Annotated in this window: 15 protein-coding genes and 1 pseudogene; 5 read left to right on the top strand and 11 right to left on the bottom strand. The window is 44.5% G+C overall.

Annotation, left to right across the window (positions count from 1 at the left end):
• Positions 1-43: 43 nt before the first annotated feature.
• From AC0VYI_RS05155 to AC0VYI_RS05135, 5 genes are all read right to left on the bottom strand, one after another.
• A complete protein-coding gene (locus tag AC0VYI_RS05155) occupies positions 44-754 on the bottom strand; it encodes an ABC transporter permease (protein WP_199477794.1) in 711 nt (236 codons plus the stop codon).
• Positions 755-757: 3 nt separating this feature from the next.
• Positions 758-1,447, bottom strand: a complete 690-nt coding sequence (locus AC0VYI_RS05150) for an ABC transporter permease (RefSeq protein ID WP_475447754.1) — start codon at positions 1,445-1,447, stop codon at positions 758-760.
• Positions 1,448-1,536: 89 nt separating this feature from the next.
• Positions 1,537-2,295, bottom strand: a complete 759-nt coding sequence (locus AC0VYI_RS05145) for a transporter substrate-binding domain-containing protein (RefSeq protein ID WP_475447752.1) — start codon at positions 2,293-2,295, stop codon at positions 1,537-1,539.
• A 145-nt stretch (positions 2,296-2,440) separates the two neighbouring features.
• Entirely contained in the window at positions 2,441-3,208 is a 768-nt protein-coding gene (locus AC0VYI_RS05140) for an ABC transporter ATP-binding protein (RefSeq protein WP_199477791.1), read from the bottom strand.
• Between the two features lie 155 nt (positions 3,209-3,363).
• On the bottom strand, positions 3,364-4,383 hold the full coding sequence (locus AC0VYI_RS05135; RefSeq protein WP_475447750.1) for a GlxA family transcriptional regulator: 1,020 nt from the start codon (positions 4,381-4,383) through the stop codon (positions 3,364-3,366).
• Positions 4,384-4,677: 294 nt separating this feature from the next.
• Between AC0VYI_RS05135 and AC0VYI_RS05130 the strand changes: the two genes are divergently transcribed.
• On the top strand, positions 4,678-9,501 hold the full coding sequence (locus tag AC0VYI_RS05130; protein ID WP_199477789.1) for an NAD-glutamate dehydrogenase: 4,824 nt from the start codon (positions 4,678-4,680) through the stop codon (positions 9,499-9,501).
• A 51-nt stretch (positions 9,502-9,552) separates the two neighbouring features.
• Entirely contained in the window at positions 9,553-10,770 is a 1,218-nt protein-coding gene (locus tag AC0VYI_RS05125) for an aspartate aminotransferase family protein (RefSeq protein WP_199477788.1), read from the top strand.
• Between the two features lie 68 nt (positions 10,771-10,838).
• On the opposite strand, the gene AC0VYI_RS05120 is transcribed toward AC0VYI_RS05125, so the two are convergent.
• Positions 10,839-11,744 carry a PhzF family phenazine biosynthesis protein gene (locus AC0VYI_RS05120; RefSeq protein ID WP_475447747.1) on the bottom strand — a complete coding sequence of 302 codons (906 nt, stop codon included), beginning with the start codon at positions 11,742-11,744 and terminating at the stop codon, positions 10,839-10,841.
• Between the two features lie 134 nt (positions 11,745-11,878).
• On the opposite strand from AC0VYI_RS05120, the gene sbmA reads away from it, so the two are divergent.
• Positions 11,879-13,150, top strand: a complete 1,272-nt coding sequence (sbmA, locus tag AC0VYI_RS05115; RefSeq protein WP_475447745.1) for a peptide antibiotic transporter SbmA — start codon at positions 11,879-11,881, stop codon at positions 13,148-13,150.
• A gap of 144 nt (positions 13,151-13,294) precedes the next feature.
• Here the strand turns inward: sbmA and AC0VYI_RS05110 are convergent, their stop codons facing one another.
• The 3 genes from AC0VYI_RS05110 to AC0VYI_RS05100 all read right to left on the bottom strand — a co-directional run bounded on the left by AC0VYI_RS05110 (position 13,295) and on the right by AC0VYI_RS05100 (position 17,704).
• The gene (locus AC0VYI_RS05110) at positions 13,295-13,513 is read right to left on the bottom strand and encodes a hypothetical protein (RefSeq protein ID WP_475447743.1); all 219 of its coding nucleotides are present in this window, start codon (positions 13,511-13,513) and stop codon (positions 13,295-13,297) included.
• Between the two features lie 169 nt (positions 13,514-13,682).
• The gene (gene glnE / locus AC0VYI_RS05105) at positions 13,683-16,628 is read right to left on the bottom strand and encodes a bifunctional [glutamate--ammonia ligase]-adenylyl-L-tyrosine phosphorylase/[glutamate--ammonia-ligase] adenylyltransferase (RefSeq protein WP_475447740.1); all 2,946 of its coding nucleotides are present in this window, start codon (positions 16,626-16,628) and stop codon (positions 13,683-13,685) included.
• Positions 16,629-16,756: 128 nt separating this feature from the next.
• Positions 16,757-17,704 (bottom strand): CYTH domain-containing protein, encoded by a 948-nt coding sequence (locus AC0VYI_RS05100; protein WP_475447738.1) that lies wholly within the window; start codon positions 17,702-17,704, stop codon positions 16,757-16,759.
• Positions 17,705-17,831: 127 nt separating this feature from the next.
• Between AC0VYI_RS05100 and argE the strand changes: the two genes are divergently transcribed.
• Positions 17,832-19,088 (top strand): acetylornithine deacetylase, encoded by a 1,257-nt coding sequence (argE, locus tag AC0VYI_RS05095; RefSeq protein ID WP_475447736.1) that lies wholly within the window; start codon positions 17,832-17,834, stop codon positions 19,086-19,088.
• On the top strand, positions 19,081-20,394 hold the full coding sequence (gene argA, locus AC0VYI_RS05090; protein ID WP_199477782.1) for an amino-acid N-acetyltransferase: 1,314 nt from the start codon (positions 19,081-19,083) through the stop codon (positions 20,392-20,394). The genes argE and argA overlap by 8 nt, the downstream gene beginning before the upstream one ends.
• A gap of 117 nt (positions 20,395-20,511) precedes the next feature.
• On the opposite strand, the pseudogene AC0VYI_RS05085 reads toward argA, so the two are convergent.
• Positions 20,512-21,941, bottom strand: a pseudogene (locus tag AC0VYI_RS05085) (alanine/glycine:cation symporter family protein).
• Positions 21,942-22,298: 357 nt separating this feature from the next.
• Entirely contained in the window at positions 22,299-23,720 is a 1,422-nt protein-coding gene (locus tag AC0VYI_RS05080) for a DegQ family serine endoprotease (RefSeq protein ID WP_475447733.1), read from the bottom strand.
• Positions 23,721-23,780 lie beyond the last annotated feature (60 nt).

Here is a 23,780-nt window from a genome sequence, read left to right as displayed (position 1 = left end):
TAAAGCCTCTTTTTATATTTTAAAACATCCTCCCCGTTGTATGTTAACCTTTATCTGGCACCTTAATCGACACCGTTCCAAGGTAACGGTTTTGACGTTTCTCTACCTGACGGAAGATGGCAATAATCACCATACTGATAACCAAATAAATCCCCCCCGCAGCGAGAAATATCTCAATCGGCGTATAAGTTCGAGCAATAATGGTTCTCGCCATCCCCGTTAAATCCAGTATCGTAATGGTACTCGCTAAGGCACTGCCTTTGAGCATTAAGATAATTTCATTACCATAAGCAGGCAAAACGATCCCAAATGCACGCGGCAATAGGACACGACGATACATCTGAGCCTTTGTCATCCCAACCACTTTACACGCTTCCACTTCTCCTTCAGGAATCGCTTGAATTGCGCCACGAAAGATTTCAGCGGTATACGCCGATGTATTCAAGGTAAAAGCGATAATGGCACACCAGTAAGGCTCACGAAGTATTGGCCATAAAATACTCTCACGAACCACATCGAATTGTGAAGCACCGTAGTAGACCAAAAAAATCTGTACCAACAGCGGTGTACCGCGAAAAAAGAAAATATAAGCGTAAGGGAACCCTTTAATCCACCAATTTTGAGAAATACGTGCCAGCGCGATCGGTAAGGCGACCAGCGCCCCCAACACAACAGACAATGCAACCAACTGCACACTGACCCAAGCACCTTCCAATAAACGAGGGAAATACTCGACTACCACAGAAAAATCCATCGTTTATCCTCTTCTCATGCCGCGACTCGCGCGTTTTTCTAACCATGTAACAACCACCATTGAAATAATGGTCAGTAGCAGATACATGACCGCTGCTGTGGCGTAAAACAAAAAAGGCTGCTTAGTACTGCTCACGGCAATATTGGCCTTCCGCATGATGTCATCCAAGCCAACAATCGATACCAGTGCCGTATCCTTTAACAAAACCAAAAACAAATTACCCAACCCAGGTAACGCAACGCGCCATACTTGCGGCAAGATAATTCGCTGGAACTTTCTAAACGCGCCCATACCTAGCGCCGTCGCCGCTTCGTGCTGACTTTTGGGAATCGACTGCAGAGCACCACGAAAGACTTCAGTAGCATAAGCCCCAAAGGTTAAACCTAAAGCGGTCACACCCGCCGCAAAGGGGCCAACTTCAATATAGTCGTCGTAACCAAACTGACTAGCGATAGCCATCAAAACAATGGTTGCCCCAAAGTAAATAATCAATACGGTGAGTAACTCTGGAATACCACGGACAATGGTGGTGTAAATGGTTGCAAGCCAACGTAATGGCGCAATGGATGACAGCTTGGCCGCTGCCCCTAACAAGCCCAAAACAAGGCCTACAGCCAAAGAAGCCATTGCCAGCTCCACGGTTATCAATGCACCTTGTAAAAGCTGATCACCGAATCCATGAAGATCAATCATATAAACATCTCAGAATAAGCTAGAAAATTAAAAACCTTTGGTGAAAACCACCAAAGGTTTTTTATCATCGCTATCTAGTTAGCTAACGCTTAGTAGATAGAGAACGGGAAGTACTTAGCATTGATTTTCTGGTAAGTACCGTTTTCGCGAATGTCTTTAATCGCTTTATTAAGCTGATCTTTCAACTTGGTATCACCTTTGCGAACCGCAATGCCGATTTGATCGGTTTTCAAGAAGGCTTTACCTTTAAATTCAAACTTACCGCCTTTTCCTGATGTTTTCAGCCAGTTGTAAGTAGGCAATTCATCAGACAATACGATGTCTAAACGACCAGATTCAAGGTCTAGATACACATTATCTTGGTTGTCGTATAGCTTAATATTAGCGGTTTTACCGTAATGATCTTCGAGGTACTGAGCCGCTACAGTCGCTCGCTGTGCACCGATGGTTTTACCCGATAGATCCTTAAGATCAAAGTTCTTACCAACTAACCCCATAAAACGCACACCACCAGAGTAATATTTATTCGTGAAAGCCACGACTTTCTCACGCTCTGGTGTAATCGACATGGAAGCAATGATGGCATCGTACTTATGGACTTTAAGGCCAGGAATCAAACCGTCCCAATCCTGAGTCACGATTACACATTTCGCTTTCAGGTCATTACATAGCGCATGAGCGATATCGACATCAAAACCAACTGGTTTGCCAGTGTTATCCATATAATTAAACGGAGCGAATGCCCCTTCTGTGGCAAAGCGAATGGTTTCTTGCGCTTGAACCATAACAGAAGACAGCAAGGCGCCAGTCACTAGCGCAGAACCCAATACGATTTTTTTAAATGTCATAATATTCCCCTTTTAAAACGCACAATGATTGCAGTACGCACAATGAATAGCGCGCCTACAACCGTCCTTTCACAACGAAAAAATAATTAATAGCAAGTACTTACTTCATATCTGCTAAGAGAGTCATCCCAAAGAGACAGATAAACTAATAAGTACTGGATAAGAACGCTCTACAGCGTTCAGAATCTGGCGAGTTAAACACCTTATCTGGTGTGCCTTTTTCCTCGACCACACCTTTATGCAGGAACACCACTTCACTAGAAACTTCTTTGGCGAAGCTCATTTCATGGGTGACGATAAGCATGGTTCGGCCCTCTTCAGCCAGTTTTCGCATGACACCCAATACTTCCCCAACTAACTCAGGGTCAAGGGCTGAAGTAGGCTCATCAAACAAAATGACCTGTGGATCCATGGCCAGGGTACGAGCAATAGCAACTCGTTGTTGCTGACCACCTGATAGTTGATTCGGATACATGTGTTTTTTATCCGCAATCCCAACTTTATTTAGTAAGTGTTCAGCATAGTCCATCACTTCCTGTTTCGGGCGCTTTAAGACATGAGCAGGCCCTTCCATAACATTCTGCAGCACTGTCATATGGGGCCATAAATTGAAGCTCTGAAAAACAAAACCAATCTGTTGACGCATTTTTGTCAACTGCTTCATATCGGCCGCTGCTAAATCACGACCACTTGATGCCAACTTTAATGACTCACCATTAAAGATAATTTCGCCTTTAGTTGGGTTCTCAAGCAGATTAATACAGCGCAAAAAGGTACTTTTACCTGAGCCACTGGAACCAAGAATGGATATAACATCCCCATCATAAGCTTTCAGACTAATGCCTTTGAGCACCTCTACATCCGTAAATGTCTTATGTATATCAATGAGCTCTAGCGCAGGGGCTTTTGACATTGTTTATTACCTTTTTAAATTTCCGCTTAACTTTTATTTTGGGTGTTAAAACACACACAGCGTCAACATCCAATTTTTACGCCATAGAAGAGCCATATAGGCAAGATCGAGGATCTCCAACATAACACCATGATGCAAAGGGGGCGTATTCTAAATTATTTTCGCCACAGTTGTCTTTTATTCCTGTCCGATTGAACAGGTGGATAAGCCTGAATCTGCAAATTTTTGCGTTCATCTCTGGGAGTGAGCCCAAAAAAGCCCTTATAAGTGGTACTAAAATGTGGCGCCGTGGTAAAACCGCATTCGAATCCCACCTCCATAATGGATTTGTCTGTTTTCATTAAAAGCTGCTTGGCGTGTTTAAGGCGTAACTCAAGATAGTAACGGGATGGCACAACGTCGAGGTTTTGTTTAAAAAGCCGTTCTAAATGGCGTCTCGAGACACCAACATGGTAGGCAATATCATCCGAAGAAAGAGGCTCACGAATATTCGCTTCCATCAACTGTACCGCTTCCACCAGTTTGGGTTGTCCGGTTCCAATTCTCGCCTGCAATGGGATTCTCTGTGGGTCGTCATGCATACGAATGCGCTCACAAACAAACTGTTCTGAAATACTACTGGCCAATGTCATTCCATGTTGCTTACCGATCAAAAACAGCATCATATCCATGGCGGCAGAGCCCCCACTACAGGTAAAGCGATCTCTATCAACCTCAAACAGGTGATTCGACACGATGATGTTAGGAAACTCATCGCGCAAATTCGCCATATCCCACCAATGAATGGTCGCACGATAATCACTTAACAGCCCCGATTTGGCTAATAAGTAACTTCCCGTACAAATTCCCCCGAGACTAACACCCTGCTTCGCTTGTTTCTTTAGCCAAATTTCTAAACTTTTACTTTCGTTTTGTGTCACAGGGGAAGCACCACACACAAAAATCGCATCTAAATCCCTTGGCGCGTCACTGGTTAAGTAGTCGGTAAGCGTGCTAATGCCCGTGTTAGAAGGAATTGACTGTTTCTCATGGCCAATCGTACAAAAGCCATAAAGCTCTTTTCCTGTCACCCAGTTCGCCATATGCAAGGTTTCAATGGCTGAAGAAAATCCCAGCATAGAATAGTTAGGCAACAGCAAAAAACCGTACTTTTGCGGTTTTTTGCTCGCCTGCATGATTTCTCGTGATGCGAATTCGTTCTTGTACAATTTATTATCCTGCGATAAGTAGATAAATTAGAGCATTATTTCGTTTAAAATGAATGTCGACATGATGATTTGCTAAAAACTCACTTTTTCTAGTGAATGATACCAGACACAGCAAACAAATGTCGCAATCACGAAATTAATATAGTTTTAATAGAGTATACTTTTATTAATAGACACTCGCATCAAAAACTAAAAGTTTCGTTATTTGCCAACTACAGCTAGCTTTATCAGAATCAGAACGCCAAATGAGGAAAAGTTCTAATGATCGACAACAAAAAAAGCGAAATAATAGATCGCATTGAAGCTGAAATCAGAGACAACTTTAGTGCGAGTGAAGCCCAATACATCAGCAATCTAACGCGCCTGTACTTTCGGGATGCTTTAGAAGAAGACATGATCAATGAGCCCATAGAGAATTTATACGGCACGATCATTTGCCTATGGGACTTCTTACAACTGCGCACCGGCCACCAACCTAAGGTTCGAGTTTATAACCCTAACTTCGAAGAGCACAGCTGGCAATCCACCCATACCGTTATCGAGATTTTAACCGATGACATGCCGTTTTTAGTGTCTTCCTTTAACATGGCATTGGTTCGCCTTGGACACACTATTCACTTAACGGCCCATCCTGTTATCCAGGTTAAACGAAATAAAAAAGGGGAATTGGAGGAAGTTGCCGAAAACATTCAAGGTGGCATCACCGAAGCCCTGATGCGCTTTGAAATTGATCGTCTGTCCGATACCAACCTGCTTGATGACATTAAAGAAGAGCTACTCAACAGTTTAGCCGACGTGAAAAAAACCGTCGAAGACTGGTCGATCATGCAAAAGAGACTCAACGAAGCCATTGCTGAGTCAGAAAAAATCTCACATTTAAAAGACAAAGATAATCATCAAGAAAATTTAGATTTTCTTCGCTGGGTCGGTAACAACCACTTCACTTTTATCGGCTTCCGCGCTTATGACTTGGTCAAAGAAAAAGAGGAAACACACCTTAAATTAGTCGATGGCTCCGGTCTTGGTACTTTCCGTGACACCAACGATAAGAAAGTGAAACGTGACATCGTCTTGAATGATGATCTCGCAGGGTTAGCTATAGACCCAGATAATATTCTGATCTTAACCAAATCAACCGCCATCTCCACGGTACACCGCCCGGTTCACCTTGATTACCTTGGCATTAAACGTTTTGACAAAAAAGGAGAAGTCATCGGCGAATGGCGTTTCTTCGGTTTGTACTCCTCTGCCGCTTACATCGCGCGCATGCAAGACGTTCCACTACTTCGCAAAAAATTGGCGCACATTATTGAAAAAGCCAATGTGGATCCAAACAGCCATAAAGGCAAAAATTTAAAACACATCCTCAACAGCTACCCACGTGACGAAATGCTACACGCCCCCGTGGAAGAGCTTTACGGTACCATTGAAAGAATTCTTGCGATTCAAGAGCGTCGTCAACTACGAGTATTTATCCGTAAAGACATTTATGGTCGTTTCTTAAACGCCTTAGTCTACGTACCGCGTGATCGTTACAACACTGAAATCCGCATCAAAATGCAAGATATCTTGATGACCGCTTGCAACGGCACCAGTGCTGAGTTCAATGTCCAATTCTCACAAATGGTATTGGCCCGTGTAAACTTCACCATCCAAATTGCCGACCCTAAAAACAGCCCAAATGTCGATGTAGACGACATTCAACGTAAAATGCAAGAAGCGATGAGCTCGTGGGATGATAAGTTGCTCACTGCATTACAAACCAGCAATGGAGAGGAAGGCGGTAATAAACTGTATGCTCAATACGCGCCTTACCTACCCGCTGCTTATCGCGAGGATTTCTCCCCCAATGCCGCCGTATTAGACATTGAACGGTTAAATTCATTGGCTGGCGAAGGCGATATTAGTACCCATCTATACCGCCAAGTAGGACAAAGCAAAAACCACTATTTCTTTAAAGTCTATGGCTCTGGCACCACACTAGTATTATCAGATGTACTCCCTATTTTAGAGTGCATGGGGCTACGCGTTTTAGAAGCACGTCCTTATGAGCTGGACAATCATGAAGAAAACATCAAAAACACATGGATTGTCGAATTCGCCATCAGTGTTGATGCCGATGTAAACCTTGAGAAAAACACACAACGTGAATCCTTCCAAGAAGCCTTTAGCCAAGTCTTCAGCCGCCGCGTTGAAAACGACCGCTTCAATGCCTTAGTGTTGGATGCTTCCCTATCATGGCGTCAAGTCACCATGTTACGTGCTTTAACTAAGTACTTGATGCAATTACAAGTCCCCTTCTCTGTGCAGTACATGCAACAAACGCTGGAAAAAAACGCCAACATTGCTCGTTTACTTGTGCAATTATTCGAACAGCGCTTTGATCCAAACCAAACCGCTAAGCGTGATGAGAAAGTTCAAAAACTGCTAGAGAAGATTGAAGCGGCCTTAGACCAAGTGGCCAACCTTGATGAAGACCGTATTTTGAAACATTACCTGTCTGTTGTGCAGGCGATGATTCGTACCAACTTCTACCAAGCCGATGAAAACGGCAACATCAAAGACTACGTGTCATTTAAGCTGGATCCATCCATGATTCCAGCGGTGCCACTACCGCGCCCTAAATTCGAAATCTTCGTTTATGCACCTTGGGTCGAAGGGGTCCATATGCGCGGGGGCAAAGTCGCTCGTGGGGGGTTACGCTGGTCTGACCGGATGGAAGACTTCCGCACCGAAGTGCTTGGTTTGGTCAAAGCACAAATGGTGAAAAACGCCGTAATCGTTCCGACGGGCGCAAAAGGTGGCTTCGTCGCCAAACAATTGAAGAAAAATGCCTCTCGTGAGGATATTCAGGCCGAAGTCGTCCGTTGTTACACCACCTTTATCAGTGGTTTACTCGATATCACCGACAATTTGGTTCAAAACGAATTAGTCCCACCCGCCTGCGTTGAACGTTATGACGAAGATGATCCATACCTAGTTGTTGCCGCTGATAAAGGCACCGCAACCTTCTCCGATTTGGCAAACAGCATTTCAGCAAAATACGGTTTCTGGTTAGGTGATGCCTTTGCTTCTGGTGGTTCTAACGGATACGACCATAAGAAAATGGGGATTACCGCCCGTGGTGCATGGGAATCCGTCAAACGTCAATTCAAAGAAATTGGCATCGATTGCCAGACCACCGACTTTACGGCTGTCGGCATTGGCGATATGGCAGGGGATGTATTTGGTAACGGTATGCTACTGTCCAAACACACCAAGTTAATAGCAGCCTTCAACCACATGCATATTTTCATTGACCCAACGCCGGACCCAGAAACCTCGTTCGCAGAACGTGAACGCATGTTCAAACTGCCACGGTCCTCTTGGGAAGATTATAATAAAGAGTTGATTTCTAAAGGCGGCGGCATTTTCAATCGTTCGGCAAAATCCATTCCAATCAATGCAGACATTCGTAAAGCCTTAGGAATCGAAGGCAACATGAAGTCCATGGCCCCTACGGATTTGATCAACGCTATTCTCAAAGCCCCTGTCGATTTGTTGTGGAACGGCGGCATCGGTACCTATGTAAAAGCGGAGAGTGAAACGCATGCGGATGTTGGCGATAGCGGAAACAACGCCCTCCGTGTCGATGGCAGAGAGCTTCGTTGTAAGATTGTTGGCGAAGGCGGTAACCTAGGGCTAACACAGCGTGGTCGTATTGAGTTTGCTCAGAATGGTGGTTTGATCAGCACAGACGCCATTGACAACTCTGCTGGTGTCGACAGCTCAGACCATGAAGTAAACATTAAGATTCTGCTAAACCGTGTGGTAGAAAACGGTGATATGACGGAGAAGCAACGTAACACCTTATTGGCCGAAATGACCGATGAAGTGGGCCGTTTGGTATTGCGCCATAACTTAGGGCAAAGCCATGTACTATCGCTTGCTAACTCGCAAGCAACGGAACGCTTAGCTGACCATTGGCGTCTAATTCAATCCTTAGTTCGCGAAGGTCGCCTAAATCGTGAAATCGAATTTTTACCAAGCGATGCGCAAATTAAGAAACGCATGAACAAAGGACAAGGCTTAACTCGCCCTGAAATTTCAGTGTTGCTGGCCTATTCTAAGATTAAGCTATCTGAGCAATTAGTTGAGGATGGTATTGGCGAAGACCCAGACTTGCTCACGCAAATCCACCAATACTTCCCTCCTCAATTGGGCAAACGCTTTGACAGTCAAATGGCATCTCACCCTTTGCTACAAGAGATCATTGCAGGTCATGTTACCAATAATATAGGCAACCGCATGGGCCCAACCTTCAGCACTTACGTGCAAGAAGAAACCAGTGCATCAGCCTTGAATTTAGTACGTGCCTACATGGCTGCAGAGGATATTTTTGGCATTCCAGCACTTTGGAATGCCATCAACAACCTTGATTTCAAAGTTGACAATAGCCTCTTAAATAAACTATTGATTCGTATTCAAAATTTGCTTGAACACGCAACGCTATGGTTACTGCGCAATACTCGAGAAAGCTTGTCTATTCAAAAACTGAAAGACACTTACAAGCCGGGTGTGGAAATCATTCGTGCCAATATGCAAGCCATTTTGACCGAGCCTAGCCAACAACACCTAACGGACATCACATTGGAACTGGTAGAACAAGAGATTCCTGAGGACATTGCCCATCAAATATCCTCGTTGCACTACCTGTTCTATGGATTGGACATTATTCGTGTTGCCGCTAACACTGATAAGGAAGTATTGGATGTAGCGCAAACCTACTTCGCCCTAGAAATGGACCTCGAACTACATTGGTTACGTCATAGTGTTAGCGAGCTGGTCGCAAGCGACATGTGGCAACGTCGTGCAAAAGCAGGCCTAGGGGATGAAGTTGATAATAGCTTAAGAACCCTCACTCAAGAAGTCATTCAATCCAGCCCTGATATCAAGGAACAGGAAGAAAGATTGGCCCATTGGCGCGAACAGAACAGCGATAACATTCAGCATTACAGAACGACCTTCGGAGAAATCAAATCCGAGTCGGATTTAACGCTTGCAATGATCACTGTTGCTATTCGTGAGCTGAGAAATCTGATATAAACCAAAGGGCGACTGGCCTAACAGTCGCCCATCTTAACGAGGTATATAAAAGTGACAGAACAAGTAACGAGAGCAACATTTGACGAAGTAATGTTTCCTAACTACGCCCCTTCTGCGATTATTCCAGTGCGCGGCGAAGGCTCTCGCGTATGGGATCAAGAAGGCAAAGAATATATCGATTTTGCAGGCGGTATTGCCGTTACTGCATTGGGTCATTCTCACCCAACATTGGTCAACGTCATGCGCGAACAAGCAGGGCAACTTTGGCATTTAGCCAATATCATGACTAATGAGCCAGCATTGCGATTAGCGAAAAAGCTAACCGAGAAAACCTTTGCTGATCGAGTATTCTTCTGCAACTCTGGGGCAGAAGCCAACGAAGCAGCGTTTAAATTGGCTCGTCGTTACGCGTTTGATCATTTTGGTCCAGAAAAGAACGAAATTATCTCTTTCTACCAATCTTTCCATGGACGTACCTTGTTTACCGTCTCTGTCGGTGGTCAACCTAAGTACAAAGAAGGCTTTGAACCAACACCAAAGGGCATCACTCACTGTCATTTCAACGATATTGAAGAACTCAAATCGCTGATTTCCGACAAGACCTGTGCCGTTGTCATGGAGCCTATTCAAGGGGAAGGAGGGATCATTCCTGCCGACAAAACCTTTGCCAAACAAGTACGCGAGTTGTGTGATCAACATAAAGCGCTACTAGTATACGATGAAGTACAATCTGGTGTAGGTCGTTCAGGTACTTTCTTCGCTTACGAGCAGCTTGGTGTCACGCCAGACATCCTAACCTCTGCAAAAGCGTTAGGTAACGGCTTCCCAGTTGCAGCAATGATTGCAAAAGACCATGTCGCACAAAGTTTTGTCTTTGGTACCCATGGTAGTACCTATGGCGGCAACCCAATGGCTTGCGCCATTGCCGAAGCAGTCATTGATATTATCACCACCCCAGAGGTGCTTGAAGGGGTTAAAAAACGCCACGACTTATTTGTTGAAGGCCTTAACGCCATCAATGAAAAGTACCATGTCTTCAAAGACATTCGTGGTATGGGCTTGTTAATGGGAGCGGAAGTTGTCGAGCAATTTGCGGGGAACGCTAAAGCCTTTTTAACCGCTGCGGCAGAAGAAGGTTTATTTGTACTGGTAGCAGGCCCCAACGTGATCCGTTTTGCCCCTTCTTTGATTATTCCCGAAGAAGACATCAAAGAAGGTTTGGCACGTCTTGAACGGGCAGTGGCGAAAGTACTCGAAGCCAATAAATAGCTTACTGGTTCTAAGGTTATCGCTCTCTAAAATCGGGCTAAGGCCCGATTTTTTTATTTAAAAAACCTTTAGCCAATATTGACTGTATACTCGCCTTTCAGATAAGCCATACCAGACACATGTACTTGCGCGATGTCGCCTTCCCTAAGACTTAATTCAGCCCAGAGGCGCGATGTTTTCCCAATTGCTCGTCCTTGCTCAAAGCTCATACGTGTCCAACCTAACTGTTTATACAAATAGCAGGCTAACGCCCCTGTCGCACTGCCTGTAGCAGACTCTTCGGCTATCCCAACCGCAGGCGCAAAATTACGACAATAAGCCGTCACCCCATCTTCTTCTGGATTTAATTCAAAAAGATGAAAGCCGATCACTTTTTCCTGTCGAGAAAAGTCCACTACCGCTTTTTCATCCATAACCACCTTGTCTAATTCACCTGTTGGTACGGGCACGATAATGTCCGGTAATCCAGTCGATAAGGCTTGAATCGGTAAAGCTAGCGAAGAAAGCGCCCTCTCTGACAAACCGAACAGCGGTGCGATAACGTCAGCAGAATAGACTTTCATCCAAGTTGGTGGAACCTGCTCCATGGTAACCAACCCTGTGGAATCTACTTCAACCGCTAACACACCCGCCTTTGTCTCTTGCATATAACGTCCCTCAGAGACAATACCTAGATGTTTTAACAGCCAAAAAGTCGCCACGGTAGCGTGCCCACAAAAATCCACTTCTTCCGTTGGCGTAAAAAACGCCACCGCAAAATTCGCTTTTTCACTTTGAGAAACAAACGCTGTTTCCGAGACGCCGACTTGTTTCGCTATGCTGAGACGATCCTCTCTAGACAAATTGTCTGCGTTCAACATCACCCCCGCCGTATTTCCACCCTTTTCAAGGTAGGAAAACGCCTCGACTAAATACACAGTGACAGGAGGCATGTTGTCTTCTACTTTTTCCATCGCTACTGAACCGACTTTCATGTTTATTCCAACCTCTCTTCATGACGAAGATTGTTCTTACAGTGCGACTAGTTTACTCTCTTAGAAAGCGTCGTTGGGCTAGTTTAGTAGATCAACGACTTATCTGTAAGTGAACTTTATAGAGAAACCAAATAGTGTTTTTATCCTTCTTTCCCAAACCCAAATTATTTTTTCTAAGTTTCGTCCTATGGGCCCTTGTTTGTGTCATTAGCTGGTATGCAAAAATTCAAGACCTAGGTCACCTATTAAGCTTAGGCTCGTTATTTGGCATGCACTTTCCTGATGCCTTAGCCAAAGGCGCAAACGCCGCCGCACAAGCCGCTTTCGCTAGTCAACAGCAAGACGCGTTAGATGTTTGGTTGTATCAATATATGACCGTTTGCTACGCTATTTTTATTGGTGGATGGATGGCGTTTGGTGGACAAAAATGGGCTAAATGGTCAGTGATAGGCTCGGGGTTAATTGTCTTTATTACTTGGTTCCAAGTGCAGATCAGCGTGATGATCAACCAATGGTACGGAAGCTTTTATGATCTGATTCAAAAAGCCTTAAGTGCCCCAGACAACATCACTGCAACGCAGTTCTATTCTCAACTTTCAACCTTTATTACCATTGCTTTGGTTGGCATTACTGTCGCTGTACTCAATAACTTTTTTGTTAGTCACTATGTCTTTCGTTGGCGTACAGCCATGACACAATACTACACATCTAAATGGCAACAAGTTCGCCATATAGAAGGGGCATCACAACGTATTCAAGAAGATACCATGCGTTTTGCCAGTATTATGGAGAGTCTAGGGGTGAGCTTTTTAAATTCTATTATGACGTTGTTAGCCTTTTTACCCGTGTTATGGATGTTATCTGCCCATGTTAAAGAGCTACCTCTTATTGGCGCTGTGCCACAATCCCTTATCTTTGTTGCGATATTATGGTCGATCATAGGAACCGCCTTATTAGCCATCGCAGGTATTCGTTTACCAGGCCTTGAGTTTAAAAATCAGCGAGTGGAGGCGGCTTATCGTAAGGAGCTGGTATATGGAGAAGACTATGAAGAAAGAGCTCAGCCTGTTACTTTGACAGAACTCTTCGCCAATGTGCGAAAAAACTATTTCCGCCTCTATGCAAACTACTTGTATTTCAACATCGTCCGATATGGTTATTTACAGGCAGGAGTCCTAGTGCCTCTTATTGCTTTAGGTCCTACCATTATTGCTGGCACAATTACTCTTGGTATCTTCCAGCGTATTAGCAATGCCTTTAACCAAGTAGAAAGTTCATTTCAGTTCTTAGTCGGCTCTTGGACAACGATTGTTGAATTGCTCTCTATTTACAAACGTCTAAAAGCCTTTGAAGCTGCCATAGATGATCAGCCTTTGCCCTCTATCGAAGAGACGCCAACCGCTTAATCGTCATTCATTTGTCTCTGTTGAGATAAAACAATTTCAGGACAGGACACAAAAACAAAAAAGCCAGCTAATTAAGCTGGCTTTTTTGGCATTGAGTTTTTGTTAATTACTTCGAAATTTTTGTAACCTAGAGCCTAACCTATTTTAGACATTAATATTAATATTCTGCCCAAGATTATCTGTTGTCATATGGCTGCCGCTGCTAGCGGCTGGCGTAGGATTGGCCTTTGGGTTACTGTCAGTGCTCGCTAACAGTTCAAGCGCCCGTTGACCCTGTTGCACTTGAGCATCCTGAGATAGCTTCGCAGTGTAGGCTTCTCTGGCATACGATGCGGTGGCACTTGCGCCACTGATACCATCCATAACAACCTCCCAAACGTCATTAAAAAAATACTTTCCGTTTCTTATATGACCATTATAGTCGAAAACTGTTCATTTTACGATCAATTTATTTTAACTAAGCGCTTTGCTTGTCTACTCGACTGATAATAAAAAGAAAATCTTCACTGAGTGACACTATAAACCAACGGCTCTATAAGCTCGCCTTGTTCACGAATTCATCCCAATGACGATTCACTAACGCCTGATTGCTCTCCAAGGTATCCCTTTGTACAACCCGCCCTTGCTTTTGAAGATTCAAACGATGGTTCAAAGCACGGTACAAAGTATACGTCTGCGTCATTTCTAGGGCCGTTTCATTGGCGATCAAACCGACATTGGCCGCCGCTTCTAGTTGGCGAACGTTATCCGAATAACGCATTAATTCTGGGTATTGATAGGACCAAGCCAGCACGAGATATTGCACCATAAACTCAATATCTATAATCCCACCGGCGCCTTGTTTCAAATCAAAGCCCTTCTCTTTCCCACCGGAATCCAGGTGAGCACGCATTTTTTCACGCATCTTGATGACTTCTTGTTTGAGCTCAACGCGATCTCGTTCACAGCCAATAATTAACTTACGACAAGCTTCGAACTTAGCCATCAAACCCTGATCACCCGCTAATGCTCTGGCACGGGTTAGTGCTTGATGTTCCCACACCCATGCCTCTTTTTGCTGATAGTCTTTAAAAGCTTCCAGGCTACTGACTAATAATCCCGAATTACCTGACGGACGTAAGCGCATATCCACTTCATACAATCGGCCTGCTGCGGTAAAGCTGGTCAGCATGTGAATAACACGCTGACAAAGCCGTGTGTAAAAGGTCAAATGATCGACACTTCTGTCGCCATTTGTGTAACCATTGGCTTGGGCATCGTGAACAAACACTAGATCTAAATCGGAATCATAACCTAGCTCCAAACCACCAGACTTCCCATAACCAATAATCGCCAATTGTGGTGAGCTGACCGGATCCCCATCCTGAACAGGAAAACCATGCTTGTGGGTCAAATGCCACCAGGATTGCTGCAATACTTGCTCTAACAGGACTTCTGCCAACCAAGTTAAGTGATCACTCACTTTCATAACAGGCAAGATTTCTGTGATATCACAGGCCGCAATCCGTAAAGTAATGGATCGTTTGAATCGTCTTAAAGCATCCATTTGTGCTTCTTCATCGTCTTCTGGAAGCCGCAGCAGAATTTGCTGTAACTCTTCTTTTAACATGGATTTGCTAGGAGGCGAGAATAAGGTATTTGCGTCTAGTAGTTCATCCAGTAACGCTGGGGAGCTGGAAATCACTTCACTAAACCAAGCACTTTCACGACATAAACGCATTAAATGGGTAATGGCCGTGGGATTTTCACACAATAGGACCAAATAGGCGGTACGGCGCAATACCGCATCCAGAATGGGGATAATCCGTTCTAAAATGATATCAAGAGCGCTTTCTTCTGCTAATGCCGATACAAAGGCGGCTAAAAAAACCGATAGACGCTCCTGCCCAATGGGCTGCATAAAGACCACGCCTTTTGAGCTTAAAAACACACTTAACCGATTCACGGCCGCTTCTCTATCCTGCCACTGTATATCAGCAATCGCATCAGCAATGGCTTCTTGATCCTTGGCATTTTTCAGCAACAAACGCCAGTTTTCTTGCTGTTTCACCTCTTCACTGCTTTCTTCGCCATCGTCAATCAGTTCAGAGAAAATTCCATTGACGAGATGGCGCAGGCGCCACAGTTCATCGTTTAATGCTTGCCAAGAATCAAAACCCACCATAATCGCTAGGCGAGTCCGTCCCATCTCATCCTCAGGTATAAGCTGTGTCTGCTCATCCCGATACGCTTGCAATGCATGTTCGGTACGACGCAATAAAAGATAGGCTTGTGTGAGCGTGGCAACATCGGTTGAGGAAAGATAACGATATTTTTCCAGATAAGGCAGAACAGACAATAAAGCAGGCTTTTGCAATCCATGATCTCGTCCACCATGGAGGATTTGCAAGGCTTGAGCAATAAACTCAACTTCTCGAATGCCGCCTTCTCCCAGCTTGATATTATGCTCAATCCCTTTGCGGCGCACTTCTTTGGCAATCATTTGCTTTAAATCACGCAAGGCACCAATCGCCCCAAAATCGAGATACTTTCGATACACAAACGGTTTGCGTAAGGCTTCGAACTCGGCAATATCTTGCTGGTCGCCAGCCATGACTCGCGCTTTGATCATGGCATAGCGTTCCCAATCACGCCCTTGATCTTGGTAATATTGCTCCAAGGAGTCCATATTTAGCACCAACGCCCCCGACTGACCAAATGGTCTCAAGCGCATATCGACACGAAAGACAAAACCATCAGCAGTGACCTGATCTAAGTGTTGAATTAACTTTTGCCCAAGTTTCGTGAAGTATTCCTGATGGGAGAGGCTCTTTTTCCCTCCTTGAGTCTCGCCGTGCTCACGAAAGGCAAAGATCAAATCAATGTCCGACGATAAATTAAGTTCATTACCTCCGAGTTTGCCCATGCCAATGACAATCATAGATTGTACTTTGCCTGTATGATCCAACGCGTGACCATAAAGTGCCTGATAATAGCCAACACTCCATGCTAAGCTGGTCTTGACCGTGGCATCGGCTAGAGCACTTAGCTTACTGGTTAAGTCCTTTAGAGAAATCTGCTGCTGAAGATCCAGCGCGATCAAACGCGTCATCCACCACTGTCGATAAAGGCGCAGGCGCTTCATTAACCCCGGCTCATCCAGCCCCGCTGACTCTTGTTCTTGCGGCAACGCCTCTTTAACCATGTCGGCATCGCGAGCAAAGTAGTCCTCTCCCGCCATCATGGCTTCATAGGATGGTTGCGGCAGGTACATTGTCTCGCATAAGTGATCGTCTAACCAATGAGGAAAGCGCACCCATTGCTGATGCAGATAGTCACTTAACAACCATAGCGGTTCTAAACGATCGATTTGCTCTTGATTAAGAAGAGTCAACCCGCGACGCTCTCTAGATTCTTGAATCGCCTCGTAAAGCGTCGATCGATTAGGATGTTGTTCACAATAAACAGGGTAAGCAGTGTTCTTCACAAGCGGGGTCAAAGGAGATTCCTTCTTTATGGTTTAAGCCTTTACACAATGTCTACGGGAGTACGTCATGTAAAAGTATCTATTTTTTATTATGGATAAAAGAATTAGCAAGCACTCTGCTGGATCAGCTGCATAGCAATCTAATGGACCGATACCTGATTGAGCCATTGACCTACTTTTAACATGACAATGCCAGTTTGCTTCATACCTCCAAAATGAGGGAGCAGATCCTCCTCATATTCCGAGGACGCTGCCAATAATACTTTCTCTAATTGCAGCACCTCTTGCTTCAATTCTGACGACAGATAATAAGCCAGTTGAACCAACGAATGACGAATGGGCTGAATCAATATGTCATCTTTCATATAAAACATGGCTTCCCAATAAACTAACCAGCATTCGTACCAATATACGGCTAAATCCAATTCCGTCATTGTACTGTTTGGCTTATCGGGAAATTGAATCTGTCCATGCTTAAGACGAACCCCTTTCTGTGCTTTTGACACTGTACTCACTTGCACAGGAACCTGTTGGGCTAACTTATTAGCGAATTCGTATAAGCCATTATCATCACCTGACTTTAATTCAAGCTCTAATTCGCAGATAGGTGCTTCACCAAAGGGGGAGGTGACAACCCCTTGATCGCACACCACTTCCATTTGCGTGCCTTGCTCTTCTATCAACCAGACTTGGCGCTCAAAATCCGTTCGATAGACCTCAATTAGATCTTTTCCCCAAGATAAGTCCACTAACGACTCTGGTAAAGGAACGGCTTTTAGCAAAGATAAATCTAACTGCCCATTAGGAACACGCCATTCCCATTCGCCACGGGCGTGCATGCCAATTCGGCTACTGCCTCGGGTTTTCAATGTCTGAATATATTCTTGATTCACTGACCGAATACGCAATGCCACCCCCGCTTCCATTAGGGTCTCCTCGGTCGTATCAAAATAGCCATTCATCAAAGAGAGTGTAGGTTGACGAGAGCTTGTCTCACTAGCGTGTTTGCAAATCTCATCAAGAAACTCACTCGCAGACTGGAGATACTCGGACTGAACCATTAGCTTAAGTTCTAGCTCGGTAGCCATATTTTCTTAACCTCATCTACTTCTGACGCCCCATCACATCAGAGACAACTTAATTTTTGTCTAAGTGTATCAGATGCCCAGCCTACAGTAGTAATATTAGCGTTATCACTTTGATCGAGGATAGTTTGTGAACACTCCACCGCCACTCATCACCATGATGTCTCAACTGATTGCATCGCCCTCTATCAGTTCTAGTCAAGCCAGCTGGGATCAGTCAAATAAAAAAGTTATTGAGCTGCTAGAAAGCTGGCTTTCTTCTTTGGGATTCTCTTGTGAGGTCATGGCAATTCCAAACCGGCCCAATAATGTCAACTTAATTGCCACCATTGGTCATGGCGAAGGCGGCTTAGTATTGTCAGGTCATACTGATACCGTTCCCTATGACCAAGGCCGCTGGCAATCCGATCCTTTTTCATTAGAAGAAAGGGATAACAAACTGTATGGGTTAGGCAGTTGCGATATGAAAGGCTTTTTTGCCGTGGTCATCGACACCCTTCGCGATATGGATTTGCGCCAATTGAAAGAGCCATTAATTATCCTCGCCACTGCGGATGAAGAATCCTCTATGTCCGGTGCTCGTGCGTTAGTCAACCAGCAGAAAATCAAAGCCCGTTATGCGGTGATCGGTGAGCCCACCCAGCTCAAACCCATTTATGCCCACAAAGGCATTATGATGGAACGTATTCAAATTAAAGGACAGTCTGGTCATTCATCCAATCCTGCTCTTGGTAATAACGCCATGGATGCCATGCATCTGGTCATGTCTGAACTGATGACCTTTCGTCAGCAATTGAAGAAAAAATATCGCGACGCCAGTTTTGTCATTGATTACCCAACCATGAACTTTGGCTGTATACATGGCGGCGACAGTGCAAATCGTATCTGTGGAAAATGTGAACTGGACTTTGACCTACGCGCTTTACCTGGAATGAGTAACCAATCCTTGATGGAAGAGATTCAAGCGATATTACCCAAAATCGAAGAAACAACGGGCACTACAATCGAAATGCACAGCTTGTTTGAAGACATTCCTTCGTTCTTAACGTCTACAGACTCAGATATTTTAAAAACCTGTGAAGCACTGACTCAACAAACAGGTGATAGTGTCGCTTTTTGTACCGAGGGCCCCTTTTTAAATCAACTTGGCATCGAGACCTTAATATTGGGTCCGGGCTCCATTGACCAAGCGCACCAGCCAAACGAGTTTATGGCGCTAGATCAGATAAAACCCATGCAACATATTCTAAAAGGATTAATTCATCGCTATTGCCTACAAACAGTCGATAACAAACTGGTTAAAGCAAACACACCACCTATCGACAAACACCATAAGCAAACTAAGATAGACCCATTTAACAACGTAGACGAGGAAGACCGTGTCTGAAGAACTCAATTACGTGGACTGGTTTCGCCACTCCTCTCCTTATATTAATGCCCATAGGGGAAAAACATTCGTTATTTTAATTCCAGGAGAAGCATTGGAATGTGATCATTTTTCCAGCATCATTCATGATTTAGCGCTGCTGGATTCATTAGGCATTCGCCTCGTACTCGTTCAAGGCGCTCGCCCCCAAATTGATAAAGCTTTAGCGCAAAAAAATGCAGTTAGCGTCTTTGAAGATGGCTATCGTATTACCCCACAAGAACAGTTGTTAGACATTATCCAAGCCTCAGCCGCCGTTCGTGTGCAGTTAGAAGCCCAATTGTCCATGGGCTTATCTAATACGCCTATGGCAGGGGCTCGTTTGAAAGTGTGCAGTGGCAATTATGTCATCGCACGTCCACTGGGCGTGGTAAACGGTATTGACCATGGCCATTCCGGAGAAGTACGCCGCATTGACTCCGACGCCATTTTTCGTCTGCTTGAAGACGATAACATGGTGCTGTTGCCTCACCTTGGTTTTTCACCAACAGGTGAAGTCTTTAATCTAAAAGCCGAAGACGTTGCCGTACAAGCAGCGATACAACTTAAAGCCGACAAGCTCATCATCTATTCGGAAGAAGAAGGGGTTTTCGACCTTGAGGGAGCACTCTACTCTGAATTAGTCGCCCATGATGCTGAAATCATTTTACAAAACAATACCCTACCACACTTCACTCAAGTCGCTTTAGAGGCCTGTGTCGCCGCCGTTCGTCAACATGTCCCAAGAGCCCACATGATCTCTTACAACGAAAACGGTGCCTTACTCAGAGAACTGTTCACCCGTGAAGGAGCAGGCACCATGATAGACGAAGACAGTTATGAGCAACTTCGTCCCGCTCACATTGATGATGTGGGTGGCATGATGGCTCTACTTGCCCCATTGGAAGAGAAAGGCGTTTTGGTTCGCCGTTCACGGGAATTACTGGAAAATGAAATTGATCGTTTTATCGTCATCGAACGAGATGGTGCCATTGTGGCTTGCGCGGCGCTCTATCCATTTGAGCAAGAAAATGCGGGGGAACTGGCCTGCCTAGCAGTATCGCCCGATTACCGTGGATTAAATCGCGGGGAGCGACTATTAAAAGGCATTGAACAGGCTGCAAAGCAACAAAACTTGAGCACCTTGTTTCTCTTAACGACACGAACCGCCCATTGGTTTATCGAGCGTGGCTTTAGTGAAACCTCAATAACGACATTACCAGCTAAAAAACAAGCACTGTATAATTACCAACGAAACTCAAAAATATTTGTGAAAACTATTCGTTAAGGAAAACGCTGATCGCAAAAGCAAAAAAACCGCTCTGATGATTCAGAGCGGTTTTTTTAGATCCTATTTTCGCGAATAGGGACTGGCTATTCGTTAGATAAATCGCCCAATTCGAGCTTACTTTTTCTGAGTCGCCTGAACAGGCCATGCCTTATCATCTAAATTTAACTCAGGAGATCCGCTGCAGAAAAAACAGGGCTCTCTACACCTTTTTTCAATTGATCCTCATAGTGTTTCAGAATGCGTAAGCCTTTTTTGAATAGCATAATCAATGCCGTCAAGTTGGCAACCGCAAGCAGCCCCATGGTTAAATCAGAAAAAGCAAAGACAGAGTTTAAGTCGGCCACCGCACCAAGACCACACAGTAAGATAACCGCTAAACGGAAGATCATGACAGCCAATGTCCCTTTTCCCCTACGGAATAAGAAGGCTAAGCTGTTTTCACCCAAATAGTAGTTATACAAAATCGTACTAAAGCCAAATAACAACAGCGCGATACTGACAAAAATACGGCCTGACTCGCCAAGATGGGTCGCTAAAGACGCCTGAGTTAACGCGACACCGCCAGCCCCAATATTAGTGCTAGAAGGATCGTAATTGGTGCCCAGTAGAATAATCAATGCCGTACAAGTACAAAGCAAAATGGTATCAATAAAGACAGAAAAGGACTGTACAATACCTTGGTTTACAGGATGAGGAACAAAAGCCGTCGCCGCCACGTTTGGCGCACTGCCTAAACCCGCTTCATTAGAAAACAAGCCACGTTTCATTCCCATCATTATGGCGGCGCCCATACCACCGCCGACAGCTGGGCCTAAACCAAACGCGCTTTGCACGATAAGTTCTAGAGCATGGGGAATAGCCGTCGCGTTCATTACTAAAACAATCAATGCCAACAATAAGTAACCAATGGCCATCACAGGCACAAGGATTTCAGCAATACGCGCAATACGCTTTACCCCACCAAAGATAATCAAAGCAATCACAACGGCTAAAGCCAATCCACTCACCTTTAGAGGAATATGAAAGGCATCTTGTAACGACGTAGCAACGGCATAGGATTGAACACCAGTAAAGGCCACACCAAATGTAATCAATAACAAGATAGAGTACACAATGGACAATGGACGCCAGTTCGCCCCAATACCGCGAGAAATGTATTGCGCTGGACCACCACGGAAAGAGCCGTCAGGTTCTGCCGTTTTATAAGCTTGTGCTAGGGTACATTCAAAAAAGCTGGTAGCCATTCCCATTAACCCCACCAGCCACATCCAGAAAATTGCTCCTGGACCTCCGATGGTAATAGCGACCGCCACACCCGCTATATTACCGCCACCTACTCGCCCAGCAACAGACAGAACGAGAGCTTGAAAAGACGTCAGCTGACCATTCTTAGCTGCTTCTTTTTTACTGAATAAGACAGAAAACATGCGGCCAAAAAAGCGGAATTGAACAAATCGGGACGACAGAGTAAAACCAAGGCCAACAGCAATGAGCAATGCGATCAGAACATAGCTCCACAGTAAATCAGTTATTTGTACAAGCAAAACAAAACTCCTAGAAATGGATAAAATTGCTGGCGAGGCGTTTATTGCCAGTTCAAGGGACGGTATTGAACCAAATAGGAAAGGCAAGTAGCAAGAAAAAATGCACTCAAATAGACGTTAAAATCAAAAAAACGCACTATTTTAGTTCATTTTTTAAGCAAAATAACACAGATACGGCTTATCACCTCTCGTTACAAGGGGCAAATCCTCTCTATTGGTGCTGACATCAAAAAGTGCCCCAGTGTACAACACACCATTTTTGAGCCTAAAAAAAACCCTCATATTGAATCAATATGAGGGCTTTTCTGTGAAAGCTATTCGCTTAAATAAGAACCTAATTAACGATTAGCCAAGCCTTTATTTGCCAATTTTAAATGGAATAAACATTGGATAACCTTGGCGAATCACACGCATTGGAACCGGACGATTATCTGGTATATTCTTCACAATGTCAGAGAAGCTTTGAGCATCTTTAATCTGTTTACCATCTAACATAGTGATCACATCACCTTGCTCTAACCCATTACGAGAAGCAGCACCGCCGATCACTTGTTCGACAACTACACCTTGCTTGATATCAAGCTTTTTCTCTAGATCTGTAGATAGATTACCAACCACCATGCCTAAACGGTTTTGTTCAGCAACAGACTCTGCTGTTTTGTGCTTATCGGCAGGACGTGACTCAAGCGTTAAAGAAATGGTTTTATTTTTTCCATCACGGAAAATCTCCATCGTCACTTTTTCACCCGCTTTTAGCTGACCAACCATGTAAGGCAGTGCACTGGAGTGATTAATTTCTTTGCCGTTGAAGGACAAAATAATATCGCCGGATTGTAGCCCTGCTTTTTCAGCAGGCGATTTTGGCATAACACGACTAATCAACGCACCATGTGGACGATCCAAACCAAAGGATTGTGCTAAATCCGAATTCACATCTTGAATCAATACACCCAACCAAGCACGAGACACTTTACCGTGCTCTTTTAATTGTTTAACAACAGACATGGCCACATTAGATGGGATCGCAAAGGACATCCCCATGAAACCACCAGAACGGGTATAAATTTGTGAGTTAATCCCCACAACTTGTCCATCTAAGTTGAACAGTGGACCACCTGAGTTACCTGGGTTAATGGCCACATCGGTTTGGATAAAGGGGACATAATTATCATCGGGGAGATTACGGCCTGTCGCACTCACAATACCAGCGGTAACAGTGTGATCAAAACCAAATGGTGAACCAATCGCCAGTACCCATTGACCTGCTTTTAAAGTATCAGAATTGCCCATTTTAACAGTTGGCAAATCTTTCGCATTAATTTTCAACAGGGCCAAATCAGTACGCGCATCGACACCAATCAATTTGGCTTTATACTCACGACGATCACTCAAGGTCACATGAATTACATCGGCGCCTTTCACAACATGATCGTTAGTTAAAATATAGCCATCAGGCGAAATAATGAACCCTGACCCTAGAGAGCTACGCTCTTCTTGTCTAGGAGCCTGTGGATCACCAGGTTGACCGGGGAAAGGTTGCTGGCCAAAAAAACGATGGAAAAACTCGTTCAGTGCTTGATTATTTGGATCAAGCTGCGGCCCATCTTGCGACGCAACGTTTGTCGATATCATCTGTTCAGTACTGATGTTAACGACAGCCGGAGCCGCCTTTTCCACTAGTTTCGTAAAATCAGGCAGCTCAGCAGCTTTGGCGAACATGGAAAACATCATCATAAACATGACGACACCGATGCTCGTTTGTTTAAGCAATCTGTTCATTGATTGGTCTCCTTAAGACATATCAAGTTGATTACAGTGCCAGGTGAAGAAGGTTCTACA

The organism is Marinomonas sp. 63XJN7_9_ISO-PGPR-S23-217, assembly GCF_056173515.1.
This window is presented reverse-complemented; position numbering and strand designations above follow the sequence as displayed.